Annotated in this window: 11 protein-coding genes; 3 read left to right on the top strand and 8 right to left on the bottom strand. The window is 70.8% G+C overall.

Features of this window, described 5'->3' with window-relative positions; translation table 11 throughout:
- Positions 1 to 19: 19 nt before the first annotated feature.
- The 7 genes from BCD48_RS08900 to fxlM form a co-directional block, all read right to left on the bottom strand.
- Positions 20 to 655 carry a PIG-L deacetylase family protein gene (locus BCD48_RS08900; RefSeq protein ID WP_071047864.1) on the bottom strand — a complete coding sequence of 212 codons (636 nt, stop codon included), beginning with the start codon at positions 653 to 655 and terminating at the stop codon, positions 20 to 22.
- Positions 652 to 1,554: a 5'-3' exonuclease gene (locus BCD48_RS08905; protein ID WP_071047845.1), complete on the bottom strand. Its 903-nt coding sequence runs from the start codon at positions 1,552 to 1,554 to the stop codon at positions 652 to 654. The genes BCD48_RS08900 and BCD48_RS08905 overlap by 4 nt, the downstream gene beginning before the upstream one ends.
- A gap of 118 nt (positions 1,555 to 1,672) precedes the next feature.
- The gene (locus tag BCD48_RS08910; RefSeq protein ID WP_071047846.1) at positions 1,673 to 2,716 is read right to left on the bottom strand and encodes a thiopeptide-type bacteriocin biosynthesis protein; all 1,044 of its coding nucleotides are present in this window, start codon (positions 2,714 to 2,716) and stop codon (positions 1,673 to 1,675) included.
- Positions 2,698 to 3,930: a lanthionine synthetase C family protein gene (locus BCD48_RS08915; RefSeq protein ID WP_071047847.1), complete on the bottom strand. Its 1,233-nt coding sequence runs from the start codon at positions 3,928 to 3,930 to the stop codon at positions 2,698 to 2,700. The genes BCD48_RS08910 and BCD48_RS08915 overlap by 19 nt, the downstream gene beginning before the upstream one ends.
- The gene (locus BCD48_RS08920) at positions 3,902 to 7,039 is read right to left on the bottom strand and encodes a lantibiotic dehydratase (protein WP_071047848.1); all 3,138 of its coding nucleotides are present in this window, start codon (positions 7,037 to 7,039) and stop codon (positions 3,902 to 3,904) included. Before BCD48_RS08920 ends, BCD48_RS08915 begins: the two co-directional genes overlap by 29 nt.
- A gap of 105 nt (positions 7,040 to 7,144) precedes the next feature.
- Positions 7,145 to 7,330: a hypothetical protein gene (locus BCD48_RS08925; protein ID WP_071047849.1), complete on the bottom strand. Its 186-nt coding sequence runs from the start codon at positions 7,328 to 7,330 to the stop codon at positions 7,145 to 7,147.
- Positions 7,327 to 8,604 carry a methyltransferase, FxLD system gene (gene fxlM, locus BCD48_RS08930; protein ID WP_071047850.1) on the bottom strand — a complete coding sequence of 426 codons (1,278 nt, stop codon included), beginning with the start codon at positions 8,602 to 8,604 and terminating at the stop codon, positions 7,327 to 7,329. The genes BCD48_RS08925 and fxlM overlap by 4 nt, the downstream gene beginning before the upstream one ends.
- Positions 8,605 to 8,868: 264 nt before the next feature.
- Here fxlM and BCD48_RS08935 point away from each other — a divergent pair, with 264 nt between their 5' ends.
- Positions 8,869 to 10,329, top strand: coding sequence for a hypothetical protein (locus tag BCD48_RS08935; RefSeq protein WP_071047851.1), 1,461 nt, complete (start codon positions 8,869 to 8,871; stop codon positions 10,327 to 10,329).
- On the opposite strand, the gene BCD48_RS08940 is transcribed toward BCD48_RS08935, so the two are convergent.
- Positions 10,295 to 11,374: an NAD-dependent epimerase/dehydratase family protein gene (locus tag BCD48_RS08940; protein ID WP_071047852.1), complete on the bottom strand. Its 1,080-nt coding sequence runs from the start codon at positions 11,372 to 11,374 to the stop codon at positions 10,295 to 10,297. The two genes, BCD48_RS08935 and BCD48_RS08940, sit on opposite strands and share 35 nt — an antisense overlap.
- A 535-nt stretch (positions 11,375 to 11,909) precedes the next feature.
- On the opposite strand from BCD48_RS08940, the gene BCD48_RS08945 reads away from it, so the two are divergent.
- Both BCD48_RS08945 and BCD48_RS55480 read left to right on the top strand, forming a co-directional pair.
- Positions 11,910 to 13,655, top strand: a complete 1,746-nt coding sequence (locus BCD48_RS08945; RefSeq protein WP_071047853.1) for an IS1634 family transposase — start codon at positions 11,910 to 11,912, stop codon at positions 13,653 to 13,655.
- 115 nt (positions 13,656 to 13,770) lie between these two features.
- Positions 13,771 to 13,932, top strand: a complete 162-nt coding sequence (locus BCD48_RS55480) for a GNAT family N-acetyltransferase (RefSeq protein WP_349308002.1) — start codon at positions 13,771 to 13,773, stop codon at positions 13,930 to 13,932.
- The last annotated feature ends 70 nt before the right edge of the window (positions 13,933 to 14,002 follow it).

Below are 14,002 nucleotides of genomic sequence, written 5' to 3' on the forward strand. Positions count from 1 at the left end.
TGAACTGGCGGTGAGTCGGTCACAACTGGGTGGCGCCTGGTAGGCGTCCCAGGAGGGGGATCGGAGTGAACAGTTCTGCGTATTGGGTACCGATGCGAGCGCCCCAGAGCCGGGCGAGGGTGTCGGCCATGGGGCCGAAGTGGTCGTTGATCGGCTGGGTGACGCTGTGGGCGGCGAGTGCGCGCATCTTCGTCGAGTACGTCGTGGTGATGTCGATGATCGTGGCGGCGGGTACGGGACCGGCCAGGGTCAGGGAGTTGTAGCTGTCGCAGCTGTAGAGCCGCCGCGGGAACCCGGTACTGATCACCGCGTCGGGGACGGCGGCGAGAACGGCCTCCGCGACGCCGCGGTGGTGCGGGTGGACGTCGGTGGCCGGGTGGGTGACGACGATCTCGGGGCGTAGCCGGGCTATCAGTGCGCTGATCGCTTCCGCGATGGGATGAGCGTCGAGGATGTGGAGGTGGGCGCCGAGGGTGTCGGCTCCAGCTGTCGCCTCGGCCAGGCGGGCTGGTTCGGCGGGTGGGATCGCGATGGTGGCTTGGGCGGCTTCGGCGTGTAGGGCGATGGTTCCGCCGGCCCACAGTTCGGCATCGTCGGGGTGGGCCATCACGGCGAGCAGCGTCCCGGGCCGTCGAGGATCGCCGGGCCGGCTCATGAGGTCGTCGGCGTGGCGGAGACGCCGGGAGACCACCAGAGGCCGAGTTTGGTGATGATCTCGCCGGGGATCGGCAGCGGTGGGATGGGCAGTCCGCTGGGGACGTGCGGCAGGGGCACGTCACAGTGCAGGCGGATCATGTCGCGCCAGGCGAGGACCTGGGGCCAGGCGGCCTGGATGGCTGCTCCTCGGGTGCCCCCGAGTCGGCCGGAAGTGGGTAGGTGGTCGAGGGTGAGTCCGTCGGCGAGCAGCGCGGCGGCGGTTTTGGTGCCGACCCCGCGGATGCCGGGGATGTTGTCGGCTGGGTCGCCGGCGAGGGCGCGCAGGTCGGGGAACTGGGCGGGGGTGACGCCGTACCGTGCGAGGACGTCGGCCGGGCCGACGAGCCGGGTGCCGGGGCGGCGGGCGGTGTTCAGGATGCGGACCGACCCGCCCTGGCCTGCGGGTTCGGCGAGGAGCTGGTAGTAGTCCTGGTCGGTCGACAGGATCAGCACGTCCCGGGTGAGCCGGGCCGTGTGGGTGAGGGTGGCGATGATGTCGTCGGCCTCGGCGTCGGCGAGTTCGAGCCAGGTGACGGCGAACAGGTCGAGGCCGGTCTTGATGTCGGCGAGCGCGCCCAGTGGCCGGCGGGCTTGGTCGTCGCTGGGACGGTTGGCCTTGTAGCCGGGGTCGGTGGCCTGCCTGCTGGCCGCGCCGTGCTCGCCGTCGAAGACGACGAACACCTCGGGCCAGCTGCCCAGCTCGGCGGTGACGGCCTTGCGGAGCAGCGCGAAGAACATGAACTGGGTCGTGATGTCGCGCCGCGCCGAGTCACGGGAGTAGATCTGGGCCGGGGTCCCGAAGCAGGCGCGGAAAAGCAGGTTGTGCCCGTCGACGAGCAGAAGAGGTACCGGGGACATCGATCACCACACCGCTTTCAGGAATGCGTCAGCGACAGTGGTGGGCCGATAGTCCCGTGACCGGTAGTACGCAGCGCCACACGTTGCGTCGCAACATACCGGATCAGACGACGGCCGCTCATGGGCCGGTCGGTGGCGCGGAAGGCCGGGCGCGTTGGGGCTTCGGCAGCGAGCTGGGCCCGAGGATCGCCCGGTGGGCGGCGTGGGCCAGGAGCGCCTGGTGGCGGGCGGCCAGGCCGATCCGGTTCCAGTGAAAAAGCACGTGGTAGCTAAGAACTTCGCGTAGACCTCGGTGGAGTCGGCCGGTCCGGTTCGCCTCAGCGAGGCGTCGGCCCGCCTGGGTGAACGCGCTGGCCCAGGCCGCGTGGGTCGCGGCCGGGCCGCCAGCTCCGAAGATCGGCTCGTTGGGTGCGGTGTCGGCTCTGAGGAAGACGGTGACGGTCTCGCTGAGCGCGGCGACCTGGCCGGCGGAGGCATCGACAGGAAGGCGACGCTCCGCGCAGACCCGGGCCCAGACATCGCCGCGCTCGTACCATTCGAGGCCGGCACCGTGTAGGAACGCGCCGCACAGCAGGATCGACAGCTCCCGACGCCCGGGCCGGCTCACGGCGGGGGTCGCGGCGAGGCACAGGATGGCGCGGCTGTCCGCGGTGAACAGCTCGTGGGCGGCGTCCATCGCCAGCCCACCACCGAAGGCCGCCGTCTCGGCTTCGTAGATCCCTGGCCACCACGCATCGAGGTGCCCAGCCGCCGTGAGGCGATCGAGCGCGGCACCGACTCCGGCGGCGTCGGCCGGCCCCGGCCCGGAGGGACGTAGCCGCAGCCGCCAGCAGGGATGCTTCCGGATGAACCACCAGGCGTCGAGCATGCCGCTTTGTTCGGCGTCGAGCAGGATCGGCAGGAGGTGGGTCGCCGCGACCGCGTCGGCGCGGCCCCAGTCGCGGAAGCGGAGGTAGACCTGCTGCCAGCCGGCGGCCCGGTGGGCGGTGAGTGCGGCACGCCCGGCAGCGCGGTATATCTCGGCGGCGGCCTGAAGGTCCGCCGTTTCAAGTCCGGTGGCTGCGGTGGTCAGGCCGACGGCTCGTCGGCCGGTCAGTAGCGACAGAACCGCTTGCTCGGTGGAGTCGACGTTCATGGGTTCGGCTAGCTGATCAGCAGGCATGCGTCCCATCCCGAGATTGGCAGGGTGTCGGCGGCAGCGGTGTGGAGCGCCAGCGCCGTGCCGGCGAGGCCGTTCAGGAAGCCGCGGTGCCCGGGTCCTTGGGCGGGCGCCGCGTGGGTGGCTCGGAGGAGTTCGCCTACCAGCTGTGGAAGGCGCGTGCTTAGGGCACCTGTGGGGTCGTCGGCGGCGGCGCGACGGACGGTCTGGTAGAGCCCAGCGTGTCCATGGCAAAGCCCTGGATCGGTGAGGAGGGTCTGCTCGGCCGGGTCGTCGAGGCAGGCCAGCAGCGCCTGTTCGTAGGCGTGGCGGCGCTGCGGATCGCCGAGCGCCAAGGCGGCGAGTTGGCCTGCGCGGGCGATGCCCGGGGTGCCGTAGCACCAGCCCGGCCGGCCTGGCTGGTTCCGCGCGCAGTGGCTGGAGCGGAGTTCGGCGAGATTGATGTGCGGTGGCCAGAACGGTCCCGTGGGGCCGTCAATCTGCCAGCTGTCGAGCCACGCACAGATCGTCGCGATTGCTTCGAGGTGACCGTTGACGGTGAGCCCGCGGCGGGCGGCCTGGCTGAGCAGCGCGAGCGGGCCTGCGATTCCGTGGGCGACGCCGATGTTCGCGTGGCCGCCGCGGAAGGCGGCGGCCTGGCCGCGCTGCGGGTCGTGGCCGACCCACCAGCCGGGCAGGGTGTCGCCGTCGACAGTCAGCGTCCGGGTCAGCGCGACGAGGTAGGTCAGGACATGCTCCGTCGCGCTGCTGGTGGGAGCGCGACGTAGTAGGAGGGCGCCAAGTCCGGTCAGGCCGAGGAACAGGTCGTACTCGGCGAAGTCCGCCAGTCTGCCCGCTTTGATCCGTTCCAGGGCGCGGCGGGATCGGCGATGGGCCAGCCGTGCCACGACCTCGTCGAGCGCGGCGAGGGCCTCCCGGTAGCGAGCGGATGGCCCGGCCGCGGCATCGAGGACGAACGCGATGGCGGGGGCACCGAGGTAGAGCCCGGCCGTGTCGTGATCGCTGACGGGCCGTGCGGTGGCGTCGAGCAGGTGGCGGTGCGCGCGTTGCCACCTGTCGAGGCCGACTCGGGCGCGCTCGATGAACAGCAGTGCGGTTCCGACGCTGCCGCTGGACAGCGCCTGTCCGGGAGGGTTGGTGGAGGCGGGCGGCGCCGGCTGCGCGAGCCGTCGAGCCTGCTGGTCGGCCTCACGCAACAGATCGTCGCTGGTGCTCATCGTGGTCTTTCGCCGTTCGCAGGTTCCAGGTCAGCGCGATGGCACGGGCCAGCCGTAGGCAGAACTGTTCGGACTCTGCGTCGAGTCCGATCAGCCTGCCGTGCTGCAGATGCAGTAGCGATGCGAGCACCGAGTCCATATCGGGCGCGAAGTCGTTCGCGTCAGGCTGGTCAAGGTGGCGGCGGTAGGCACGGATGACCTGTCGGCGCTGTACCCACGCCGCGATGAGTGGTTCCTGGTTCGTGAGTAGCTCCGCGCGGTCCGGGGTTACCAGTTGGAGGCCCTGCTCGCGAAGGTCTCGGGGGAGGCGCGGACTGCCTCCGTGCGGGACGTGGTGCGTGAACCACCGCGCCGCAGCGTCCCGGCCGCCCAAGAATCCCGCCGCGAGGTCGATCATGCTGGCGGCGGCGACTGCTCGCGGATCCAGGTCCGACGGCGTCGTCGTCAGGGTGAGCTGCGCGAGCGCGGCGGTGGAATCGGCGGCGAACGCGGCCTCGGCCGCGGCCAGTGTCAGCCCGGTGCCGTATCTGCCGACTTCGGGCCGGTAGGTGCGGAGTTCCAGCGTGTGCAGAAGCCCCGTACGGCAGAGGCGTTCCGCCCAGGTGCCGAGATGGCGGGTCGCGTCGCCGTAGGCATCCGGCGTGGCCAGGCCGATCCAAAGACGCAGGTGGGGGACGTCCGAGCCGTGTCGCAAATACCACAGGCCAGGGGACGCGCCCGGCTCCGTGCATGGCCAGACGGCGAGTAGCTCGGGCAGGTGGGCGGTCAGTATCTCGGTCTGGCGGCGGGGGTTCCCGTGCAGCCGCGCGTAGAGCCGGGTCGAAGCGCCGGGGAGGTGGCCGGCGTGCCGGACGATCCGTACCGGCCGGCGGCGCAGCGGAGGAGTGGGAGAGCGCTCCGGGTCGAAGCGGACGAGCGGGAGCGCGATCTCGTGCGGACGGCCGTCGATCCAGCCGAAGACTGTGCTGTCGGGTGCTTCGGTGAGCAGGATCGTGCCGTCCCGGTTGAGCTGGGAGCGCAGCAGGCCGCGGTGCGCGGGCTCGGACACGTCGAGCTGCACGACGATGTCGCGCTCGCCCATGTAGACCGACGTCGGAATCCGGTAGACGTCGCGTAGCCGCTGCCACGCCCGTTCCCACTCGAGCTGCGAGGCATGTCGACCCGGCAAGTCCGTCGAGGTCAACGACCAAACGGCAGGGTGCAGGACGGTGCGCCCGTAACGGACCTGCGGTAACACGGGCAGACCGCGGGCAGCTCCCCAGGAGAACGGGACGCATGGCGCGGCGAGGGCTGTGGTGATCTCGGACAGGAAGCGGGCCAGCGGCTGGGTCGCGAGCTGGAAGTCCAGCGCATGCAGCGACATCGGCTCGATGACCTGGCCGGTCGAGAGCGACACCAGCATGAGGCGGCGCGCGGCACCCGTGACCGCGAGATCCCCAAAGTCGATGTTCTTCGTGTCGTCGGGCGGCCAGTGCTCGCCGAGGCGGAGCAAGGGATACAGGGCCGGTGTCCGGACGAGGTGCTGTGACCGTGGCATGAGCGCCGGGCACGACACCTGGACCGCGATCGCACCCGGGTTCAGCGTCGGCACGGTCGCGAACGCGCGGCCGAGGCGGTCACGGTCCAACTGGGCGAACAGATACAGGAAGCGCCCGATAGACGTGCCGGCGCTCCTGGCCGCGCTGGCGAGGACAAGCCTGAAGTCCCCGCGATCGAGCGCCTGCGGAGAGGCCGCGTGCAGGGCGAAGCGCAGCTCCGTATGCGCGACGGCGGTTGGCTCGTCGGCCGCCTGGCTGGTGGCGGCGATCTCCGCCACCATGCGGTCGTCGAGGACGAGGTCCGCGCCGTGCAGCACGGCACGCTGAGCGAGGCGCAGGAGCGCATGGTCGCGTGCCAGCACCGCGTGAACCGGCGGTCTGGCGGCCGTACCCCGGTAGCCGGCCGGGTAGCCAAGCCCGCGGTCGGCATCGACGACCTCGCCGAGCGGGACGATGGCGCCCTCCCCATAGCGTTCGAGAAACCGCCTGTGCCACGTCCGCCACGCCGGCCCGCCCGCGGGATAGGGCGCGAGCCGGACCAGTGCTGCCGCCGCGGTCGCGGCCTCACGAACCACCGCGCGCGGCAGCGCGATGTCAGCGTCGAGCAACAGGTCGGCGGCGAGCACCGGCCCGGGCCGGTCGTGCAGCGCCGTCATTCGGGCGGTCGCTGTCGCGCGCAGCTCCGATCGTTCGCGTGCCGTACGCGCGGCGCCGTAGTCGCGGAGGAGTTCTCCGATCTCCTCCAGCTGGCGCAGGCCGGACCATCCGGCGTCCGGTAGCGAACGAAGCCGCTCGCGAAGATGGCGCAGCGGATCGGTCACGTCTGCTGGCGGATGCAGACCGCTGATGAGGACTCCGGTCGCGACCAGCTGCGCGAGCAGCCGATCGACGATCTGTGTCGGCGTGTCGGGGAAGCCGGCGGCCAGCTCGGTCGCCAGGTCGGCGAGTCGGCTGGGGTCCTGTGCCGCCCGCAGGACAGTTCGAACTGGGCCACTGTGGCGTACCTCGATATCCACCAGGGACACGCCGCCGGATTCATCGGTCCGAGCCTGGAAGGGAACGACGATCCGGTCCCCGCGGACGAAGGCCAGCGAATTCACCATGACCGGCAGCTCGCGCAGCACCGCCGGGTCGGATTCCAGCGCGGAGACCAGCTCGGACAGCCATCGAGCATCCGGGCGCGCGACCGGCCGCGGAGCACCGCCCCAGCGGACTCGTGTTCGATCCGCCAATGCCGCCAGCGCAACGCCCGCGAAGAGGCCGAACGGTGTCGACCTCGTCGTCATGCGCAGGAGATAGAACATCACCGACTCGACGGCCCGGCGCACCCGCGGGGGCGCCATGGAGTCACTTTCGTTGATCTCCCGGACCGCCGCGGCGAGAGCTGGGCTGGCGACCTCGATCGCCTCGACCAACTCCTCGTCGCCCCAGGCCTGGCGCAGCCAATCCCGCCACTGGCGGACCCGCTCGGGGTCCTGATCTGCCAGGTCCGGCCACTCTCGTCGATCAGCCACGCCGTCGCGCGCGCTCGCCCGAAGGACCACAACGTCGATGTCCCGGTAGCGGACCATTCCCGCCTTCCTTCGCTGCCGTGGCCGTCCCGGGCAGCCCGGGACGGCCACGCTTCCTCCGATCGGCCTGGGGCTACTGATCGTGGGTCAGCCGGCGCAGCCCATCTACTGCTGTTCGCAGGTCACGCCCGCGCTCTCGGCGGTGGCGGAGCAGTTGTCGCTGGTGCAGTCGGCCGAGTCGAAGCCGCTGGCGGGCAGGCCGGCGGTCACGATGCTCACGTCCAGGTCGAACTCGTCGAACCCGAGCTCGTCGGCGTCGAGCGACGGCACCGTGGTGGTGGGGGCGGTCATGGCGCGCTCCTATCTGGTGAGGGTGTTGCGGAGGTAGCGCGGTCCCAGGAGAGGACCAGCGTGGAATGACGCTTGGCGATGACGTAGCCGTCCGGAAGGCTCTCGCCAGGGGCGCGAGCGGGGACGACGGTCAGCCGCGGCTCGGCGCCTTCGCGGCGGGCCCGCTCCCAGCCGCGGATCTCCTCGGCGAGTTGCTCGGCCAGGTCAGCGCCGCGCGGGCCGTGACCGAAGGCGCCGATCTCGAAGACCGTCGCGGGGTCATCCAGCGGCCGAAGCCGGGCGCGGTAGGCCAGGCTGTCGCCGTCTGCCAGGGCCGGCGTGAGGATGCGCCAGGACGGGGCAACCACGCCTCGCTCGACAGCGTCCTCGCTGCTGGTCATCTGACAGGCCTGCGGCGTGGCGAGCAGCCACAGGTCCTGGTCGGCCCACAGCTCGCCTCGCCGAAGCGTGACGCCGGTCCACCTTTCGGCGCGCGGCTGGGTCAGCACCCCGGCCAGCCCGCTGGTGTCCACCGGGCCGAGTTCGTCCAGCCAGACACTCACCCCCGCGTCGTCGAGCGTGACCGACCGGCCGCGGTGCTCGCCGATGCCCTGCACTGGGACAAAGCCACACTGAATCTGACTTGTGCCCACCAGCCGGTCGCCGTCCCGGTCCAGCGCCCATGACCGGGTCAGCCCACGCGTGCGCAGCGGCAGCACAAGACGGCCGTTCGGAGCCAGCTGCCGTACCCACTCCGGCGCGACGTCCCAGACCCCGACCGTGACGATGATCAAATCGAAGGGCGCGTACTCCGACGCCGCGAACTCGCCGTCCCGGCACACGGTGCGGACGTCGTGGTAGCCGGCCAGGTCCAGGCAGGTACGCGCCCGGTCCATGACCTCCGGGTCGATGTCGAGCGTCGTAACCTCGCCCGCGGGGCCGACCAGTTCTCGCAGGAGCGCGGCGTTGTATCCGCCGCTGCCGATCTCGAGGACACGCTTCCCCGTGAGGTCACCGGCCTGGGCCAGCATCCCCGAGATGACCCCCGGCGCGGACACAGCGCTCAGGTTGAGCCCGTCGCTGCCGGTCTTGGTAATGATCGACTCGTTCGCGTAGGCCTGCTCCAGCGGAATCCCCGGCGTGAACAGGTGGCGAGGCGTCCGGAGCAACGCCGACTGCAGCGCGTCCGACATCGGAAGACGGAGCGCGTCCAGGCCGCGCGCGAGGCGCTCGACCATCGCCGCGCGCAGCCGCCCCGCGTCCGGCTCGGCGACCTTCCCCGTGGACAGCACCATGTCGGTCGGGACCTTCCCTGTTGATGTATGAACCGTGGACTCGATCCGGGCCCTACGACGGTCGTCGATACTTCACGCGATCATGAACTGTGGAGGACGAACAACCGCGCCGCCGACCGAGGAGTCATGCGCTCGCCGGTGCGGCTTCCGTTGCAGCCATGACACAATCGGCACAAGGTCCTGCACAGACTGCAACATGCGGGGGCGATGCCTGTCCCTAGTCGTTGCATCCACGGCATCCCGCGACAGCAGGGAGGTGGCACGGTGCTCGCCGAGGGGGAGCCGAACGGCGCACTCGCCGAGCTGTCCGCCCTGCTGCGCCATGTCATCGCGAGCAAGGGCACCAACAACAGCGAGCTGGCCCGGCGTACTAGCTACCGGCGCCAGCAGATCGCCGAGGCTGTCAACGGCCACAACGTTCCGTCGGAGGGGCTCGCCAAGAAGCTCGACGAGGCTCTGGACGCGGACGGCCAGGTCATAGCCCTGCGCGACCAGGCCGACCGAGAGCGCAAGGCGCGCCGGCTCAATCTCCTGCTCCCACGCACCGAAGCCGCGCAAGACGTGGAGACCGCCGACCTCCGCCTTATGCCGGCGCTCGGTCGCCGAGTCGATGCCGCTGGCTTGGCGTTACCGATTCCGCAGGTGGCAGGGGACCGCGCCGCCGCGTCGGATCCGGACCCGGTTACGGCCACAGGGGGCGCGGAGATGACAGCGCGGAAGGCCTCGGAGCACGCTACCGATGCGGCGGGGTGCTCACTCCCCGACCTGACCATCGACCAGCTCGATGACGACCTGCGGCATCTGGCGGCACAGTACGGCGCGATCACCCTCCCCAACGCCTACCAGCAGGCTCAGGCGCTGCTTGATGTCGCTCAGCGGTCGCTTGAACGGACGAAGGCGCCCCGGCAGTTGTCCCGGCTTTATCTGCTCGCCGGCGAGGCGGCGGCGCTCTGCGGCTCCGCATGCTTCGACCTGTCGTTGCTGCGGCCGGCTGCGCAGTTCGCCCGCACCGCCGCGTTGTACGGGCAGACGATCGAGTTCGGCCCGTTGCAGGCGTTCGCCCACGGCACCCTCGCGTACATCGCGTACTGGCAACGCCGCCCGGCCGAAGGTGTGCGCCACGCCCTGGCGGCGGCGGAGGCGCCGGGGGTCGGCACTGTTGGACGCCGCAGGATCGCCGCCATCGCCGGCCGCGCCTGGGCCCACCTCGGAGAGACGTCCCAGGCACGGGCAGCCATGGCCGAAGCAGAGGCGCTCACCGACTCCTCAGAGCACGACGACCTGCACGACATCGACGGCGAGTTCGGCATGACCATCGAGCGCATGCTCATGAGCAACGCCGCTACGGCACTTCTCCTCGGCGATGCGGAGGCTGCCTGCACATATGCGCAGGCAGCTCTGGACCAGTACAGCGCGCTGCCTGCCGAACAACGCCCACCGATGTTCGTCGCGCAGGCTCAGGCCGATCTGGCGAATGCCCGGCTTGCCTGCGGCGACGCCGACGGCGCTGCCGCGGCGCTGGATGCCGTCCTCACGCTTCCGGTCTCCTGGCGGGGTACCGGAGTGATCCAGCGGGTGAACTCCATCCGCCTGCGGCTCGTCACACCGGCCTTCGCCCAGGCTCAGGCCCTGCGGGGCTACGGCGACGCCATCGAGGACTGGGCCGCGATGGTGCCCGCGCAGGCCGATCTCATTCGTCCAGTCGCACCGATGACGGAGAGCTGACCTCGGTCTGTACCGCCGACAACCGGGCGGCGCGCAGCACCCTTGCCTCGTTCTCGGCGGAGATCCCGTGCTCGTGCCATCGGGGGTTGTCCACCGGGCGGCCACCCGCCTGCATCCATCGCCAGGTGTCGTGCACGGTGTCGCGGATGGGCCGTGTCGACAGGCCCACGGCTCGCGCTGCCGACGAGTCGACAGCCCACACGCCGGCGTTGGTCCGCCACAGCGGCAGTTCCGTCCATTGGCGTATCCCAGCGTCCACCAGCACCTCGTCGGCGACCCACTCGACGGTGCCCCGCCGGCCGGTCACCTCGACACAGGCATCCAGAAGGTCGCCGAAGGTCTCGTCGCCCGGCGCGGTGACGTTGTAGCTGCCTCCCTCGGCTGCGGCGGCCCGGTCGAGGGCGAACGACGCAAGGTCGCGGACGTCGACTGGCTGGATGCGGCGGCCAGGATCGCCCGGTCCCAGGATGGTGCCGCCGCGGGCGGCGCGCGTGAGCCACCACGGCAGGCGCCCGACATACTCGCCCGGCCCGAGGATGACGCCCGGCCGTAGGATCACGGACCGCCACTCGCCGAAGGTCTCGCGGACCGCCTTCTCCGCGCCGGCCTTCTGCCGGCCGTAGTACCAGTCCGGCCCGGTCCAGTCCGCGGGCAGCCGTCCGAACTCGGCGTCGGCATCAGCGGGAGCGTCCAGGACCTCCGAGCTTTCGTCCAGCGGCTTGTCCGGCCAGTCCCGGTAGACGTTGACCGTCGACACGAAGACGTAGGCGCCGGCCACCGGTTCCAGGAGCGTGGCCGACGTTAGTACCTCCCGCGGTGCCATGTCGGTGGCGGACGTGTCGATGACGACGTCCCACGGCCCGCGGCCCGCGAGCGCGCTCAGGTCGTACCGGCTCGTCCTGTCCCCGGTCACGGCGACGGCCCCTGTGGGCGCGGGACCGGACCGCCCGCGGGTGAAGACCGTTAGCTCCCACCCACGCGCCAGGACCTCGTTCGCCGTCGCCCGACCGAGGAACCAGGTACCTCCGAGCAACAGAACACGCATGCCCAGATGCTGCCTGCCGGATCACCCAGCGCGCCAGGCCGTTGCGGCACAAGGAGAGATCGGGAGCGCGGTCCTGTAAGAAGTTGGAACAGAGCCGTTGTTCCTACAGGCCCCCGCAGGAAGCGCTGCCAGGGCCGGGGCGACAGCGCGGGCCAGTTCGGAGACTCTGACCAGGGACAAGAGCCAGTGGGTGCGCCAACCTCTATATCATCTACCGAGTCGAACAAGCGTTCCGAATCTCGAGCGGTTGCGGACGCTTCGGCGCGCCTCCCATCGGCCGCCGCAGCGACGCGACCAGCGACAGCGGATGGCTGGTCGCCGGGTCGGGCTGCGCGAGGCGTACGGGTGGCCGGAAACGGAGGTCGCCTGGACCCGGGTTCCGCAGTTCGTGGGCACACAGTGAAGATCGCTGACGTGAAGTCGCAGGTAGCGGGCTTGTCGACCATGGAAATCGGGCTCGCGGTGCCGAAAGTGTGGTAACACGACTGGTCTGATCGTGGTTGCTCCGCCTGGGTCTGTGTGGTTTGGTGTGGGCATGTACCTGCGGTTCACGCAGCGGCGGAACGCCGACGGGTCGGTCGTGCGCTACGTCGCGCTGGCCCACAACCACCGCGTCGACGGGGCGGTCAAGCCCCAGGTGCTGATGAACCTGGGCCGGGTCGAGGCGGTCGACGTCGACGGGCTGCGCCGGTTGGCCGCCTCGATCCGCACGCACTTCGGCGACGGCCAGGACGACCCCGCCGGCTGCGGCGAGACCGGGCTGGCCGCCGGAGCCGGGCCGATGGAGGTCACGGACGCCCGGCCGATCGGCGGGACGTGGCTGCTTGACGGGCTGTGGCATGAGCTCGGCATCGCGACCGCCCTGGAGAAGGCGGTCGCGGACCGGCGGTTCACCACGGCGGTGGAGCGGGTGCTGTTCGCGCTGGTCGCGAACCGGGCGCTGGCGCCGATGTCGAAGCTGTCCGCGGCCGAATGGGCCGGCGAGGACGTCGTTGTGCCGGGTCTGGCGTCGATGGATGAGGACCAGGCCTACCGGGCGATGGACCTGCTCGTCGAGGCCGACGTCGCCGGCGCGGTGCAGGAGGCGGTGTTCTTCTCGGTGGCCCACCTGCTCAACCTCGAAGTGGATCTGCTGTTCTTCGACACGACCTCGACCTACTTCGAGACCGACACCCCTGATGCCGACCAGCCCGCCGCCGACGACGTGGGCGAGCCGGCGCCGGGGTTCCGCAAATACGGCAAGTCGAAGGACCACCGGGACGACCTGCCGCAGGTCGTGATCGGCCTGGCGGTCACCCGGGAGGGGATCCCGGTGCGGGTCTGGTGCTGGCCCGGCAACACAGGCGACCAGAGTGTGCTGGAACAGGTCACCGACGACCTGCGCAGTTGGAAGCTCGGCCGCGTCATCACCGTCGTCGACCGCGGCTTCTCCTCGGCCGCGAACCTGGCCTACCTGCGCCGCGCCGGCGGCCACTACCTGGCCGGGATGCGGATGCGCGACGGCAACCCGCTCGTCGACCAGGTCCTGTCCCGCCAAGGCCGCTACCAGGACGTCCGCGACAACCTGCGCGTCAAGGAGATCCGCCTCGACGACGCCGACGGGACGCGGTTCATCCTGTGTCACAACCCCGACCAGGCGACCCGCGACCAGGCCCGGCGCACCGCCGACCTCGACCGCATCGAGGCCGAACTCGCCCGCATCGCCGACCAGCGTCAGCGCGACCGCGACCGGCAGCTCACCGATACCGCCCGCCAGCGGGTCGAACAAGCGCACGTCAGGGCCGAGTGCGCGCTGCGCGACCACCCCTCGCTCGGCCGCTGGATCCGCCAGACCCCGAAAGGCCGGCTCGCGATCGACCGCGCCAAGGTCAAGGCCGAGGAACGCCTCGACGGCAAGTACCTGCTCGCGACCTCCGACCCCGACCTGACGGCCGAGGACGCCGCGCTGGGCTACAAGAACTTGCTGGAAGCCGAACGCGGCTTCCGCGACATGAAGAGCGAACTGCTGCTGCGCCCGGTGTTCCACCGGCTCGAGCACCGCATCCGCGCGCACGTGCTGCTCTGCTGGCTCGCGCTCCTGCTCATCCGGGTCGCCGAACGCCGATCCGGGCAAACCTGGCGCACCCTGCGTCGCCAGACCGGCCGGATCATGCAGATCACCCTCGCCGGCCCCGCCGGCACCGTCGCCCAGACGACCGCCCTCAGCCCGACCCAGAAGGCCATCTACCAGGACGTCTCCATCGCACCACCCGCCCGGGTCACCGCCTTCGACCCCAGCTGATCACCCCGCGGCAGCCCCGCCAGGGCCGGCCAGGGCGTGGACACACGCCCTCTCCCGGCCCTACACGTGTTCCCCCAGGCCAAAGCCATGATCAGCAGATTCGTGTGACCACCAACTGCGGAACTCGGGTGGACGGTCCGCCGAGAGCGGTAGGGGCGAAGGGCTCGCGACCGAGGGCGGCGCGGCCGCGCTTGACTATGCTTTCAGAGTCCTGGCGCGGAAACGGATGATCAGCGTCATCCACCCGGAGAACGCCATCTACATCCGGGTCGCGTAAAAGCTCGGCCTCAGGCTCGCCGAGACCGCCGAACACAGCGGCTAATCTCGCAGCATCTACGCGAATACCC

Source organism: Pseudofrankia coriaricola (assembly GCF_001854805.1).
Classification (GTDB): Bacteria; Actinomycetota; Actinomycetes; order Frankiales; family Frankiaceae; genus Pseudofrankia.

Excerpts from the sequence above, each read along its gene's own strand:
- fxlM (WP_071047850.1), bottom strand. The coding sequence starts at position 8,604 with ATGGTGCTGTCCACGGGGAAGGTCGCCGAGCCGGACGCGGGGCGGCTG.
- BCD48_RS08920 (WP_071047848.1), bottom strand. The coding sequence starts at position 7,039 with ATGGTCCGCTACCGGGACATCGACGTTGTGGTCCTTCGGGCGAGCGCG.
- BCD48_RS08910 (WP_071047846.1), bottom strand. The coding sequence starts at position 2,716 with ATGCCTGCTGATCAGCTAGCCGAACCCATGAACGTCGACTCCACCGAG.
- BCD48_RS08900 (WP_071047864.1), bottom strand. The coding sequence starts at position 655 with ATGAGCCGGCCCGGCGATCCTCGACGGCCCGGGACGCTGCTCGCCGTG.
- BCD48_RS08925 (WP_071047849.1), bottom strand. The coding sequence starts at position 7,330 with ATGACCGCCCCCACCACCACGGTGCCGTCGCTCGACGCCGACGAGCTC.
- BCD48_RS08915 (WP_071047847.1), bottom strand. The coding sequence starts at position 3,930 with ATGAGCACCAGCGACGATCTGTTGCGTGAGGCCGACCAGCAGGCTCGA.
- BCD48_RS08945 (WP_071047853.1), top strand. The coding sequence starts at position 11,910 with ATGTACCTGCGGTTCACGCAGCGGCGGAACGCCGACGGGTCGGTCGTG.
- BCD48_RS08905 (WP_071047845.1), bottom strand. The coding sequence starts at position 1,554 with ATGTCCCCGGTACCTCTTCTGCTCGTCGACGGGCACAACCTGCTTTTC.
- BCD48_RS08940 (WP_071047852.1), bottom strand. The coding sequence starts at position 11,374 with ATGCGTGTTCTGTTGCTCGGAGGTACCTGGTTCCTCGGTCGGGCGACG.